This is a genomic window from Candidatus Krumholzibacteriia bacterium (assembly GCA_035649275.1).
GTDB lineage: Bacteria > Krumholzibacteriota > Krumholzibacteriia.
This window is the reverse complement of record DASRJW010000127.1, coordinates 1-2,151: the sequence shown is the minus strand read 5'-3', so window position 1 is coordinate 2,151 and position 2,151 is coordinate 1. Positions and strand designations below refer to the sequence as shown.

At 68.6% G+C, this 2,151-nt stretch carries 2 protein-coding genes; both read left to right on the top strand.

What is annotated here, in order from left to right; all coding sequences use genetic code 11:
* A partial coding sequence (locus tag VFE28_13625) for a DALR domain-containing protein (protein ID HZM17036.1) occupies nt 1-649 on the top strand: 649 nt, incomplete at its 5' end.
* 26 nt (nt 650-675) lie between these two features.
* A complete protein-coding gene (locus VFE28_13620; protein ID HZM17035.1) occupies nt 676-1,812 on the top strand; it encodes a peptidylprolyl isomerase in 1,137 nt (378 codons plus the stop codon).
* The last annotated feature ends 339 nt before the right edge of the window (nt 1,813-2,151 follow it).

The following is a 2,151-nucleotide window of genomic DNA, read 5'->3' as shown; positions in this document are numbered from 1 at the left end:
CGGGGGGCAGAAGATGTCCAAATCGCTGGGCAACTTCTCGCTCATGGAGGATCTGCTGCAGCAGTTCGCCCCGGACGAGCTGCGCTTCTTCCTGTTCTCCACCCATTTTCGCAGCCAGGCGGAGTATTCGCCTGAGCGCTTGGCCGAGGCCCGCGCCGGCTTCCAGCGCCTGCGCGATGCCTTGCTGCGCCTGCACGAGGCCGTGACCGTCGCCGGCGCGAGCACGGCTTTGGTGAGCGAAGCGGGCGTGGAGCTGCGCGCCGCCGCCCGTCGCTCGGCCGACGAGTTCGATGCCTGCATGGACCACGACTTCAACACCGCCGCAGCGCTGGGCAAGATCTTCGAGCTCGTGCGCCTGTTGCATCGATTCCTCGACACCCGGTCCGCCGGCCGGGATCGCGCCGTGCTGGACGAGGTGCGCGACACCCTGGAAGCGCGGCTCCGCCTCCTCGGCTTCTTCGCCGCCGGGCTTCCTGGGTCGGCCGCGGAGCCGGCGGTTCCGGCCGCGGTGGAAGACCTGGCGCGCCGTCGGCTCGAGGCGCGGCGGGGCCGCGACTGGTCCGCCGCGGACAGGCTGCGGCAAGAGATCCTGGCCCTGGGCTATCTGGTGGAGGATCGCCCGGATGGCTATCGTTTGAAGCGCCCGTGAGCGCCCAGTGCGAAGGCACGAGACGGATGCACGACCACGAGCCGCACGAGAAGGACTGGGCGCAGGGGCACCGCGCCTGCAGCCGCAGGCGCTGGGTCACGGCGGTGCTCGTGCTCGCCGTTCTCGGCCTCGTCTTCGCCTGCAACAAGAAGCCGGAGAAGACCCCGGAGACGAAGCCGGCCGAGGTGCCGGAGAACGCCCTCTTCGTGCGCCACATCTTAGTGCGCTACGCCGGCACGACGGGCGCCGAGCCTTCGGTGCACCGCACCAAGGCGGGGGCGGACTCGCTGGCCCACGAGCTCCTGCGGCGGGCCCGCGCCGGGGAGAACTTCGCCGAGCTGGCCAAGAAGTACTCCGACGATCCTTCCGCGACGGAAGGGGGCGAGATCGCACCCCTCGAGCCTGGGGATGCGCCGGAAGCCTTCCTGCAGGTGGCGGCAGCGCTGCGGCCGGGAGAGATCTCCGAGGTGCTGGAAACCTCGATGGGCTACCACATCATCCTGCGCCGCGACATCCGTCGCTGCACGGCGCAGCACATTCTCATTCGCTACAAGGGCGCGGTGAACTGCCCGGACTCCATCGTCCGCAGCCGCGCCGAGGCGCTCACCTTGGCCGAACGCATCCTCGCCGATGTGCGCAATCCGGAGGGCAGCTTCCCGGTGGCGGCCATGCTCTACTCCGACGACACGCAGACCTCGAGGCTGGGGGGTTACCTCGGCACCTTCATGCCTGGCCAGATGGACCCGAACTTCGACAAAGCGGCCTTCGCCCTCCAGGAGCAGCAGATCTCCGACATCGTCGAGACTCCCTACGGCTTCCACATCATCCGCCGCATCCCGGACCAGAAGATCCGTGTGGCCCACATCCTGGTGACCTACGCCGGGGTCGGTCAGCTCATCGAGGTCCAGCGCACCCGGGATGCAGCCCTGAAGCGGGCCATGGATGCCGACTTCCGCGCCAAGCAAGGGGAGGACTTCGCCGCCTTGGCGCAGCAGTACTCCGACGACGAGCCCACCGCGAAGAAGGGCGGCACCTTGCCGCCGTTTCGCGCCGGCCAGACGGTGCCGGAGTTCGAGGACGCCGCCTTCCGGCTCAAGCCGGGGGAGGTCTCGGACGTGGTGGAAACCATGTTCGGGTTCCACGTCATCAAGAGGCTCTGGTAGGAACCTCCCCGCCCGTGGGCTCGGGCCCCCTGCCCTCGGCCCCGGAACGGCTCCAACCACGCTTGGCCACGATGGTTACGCCGAGGCCCCCGGGACCGAGCTCGGGTGCTCTCGAGCCCGCTCTCCCCAACGGGCCCAGGGGAGCCAAGACTCGGGTCCTTTCCGTCTCCCGAGGGGGAGGCTTCCCGAGGGGGTCGAGGGGGGTAGAGGTGGCTTGACTTGACTCGGAAGTCCTCATAAGATGTGCGTTTGCAGAAACGCGGGCTGGGGCCAGCTTCGACCGTTTCATCTCCTTCATCATTGAAACAGATCGGGTGAGTGCTGCCACGGTGGCGCGCA

What these genes read in the sequence shown, in the direction of transcription:
- VFE28_13620 (HZM17035.1), top strand. Translation starts at nt 676, where the DNA reads ATGCACGACCACGAGCCGCACGAGAAGGACTGGGCGCAGGGGCACCGC.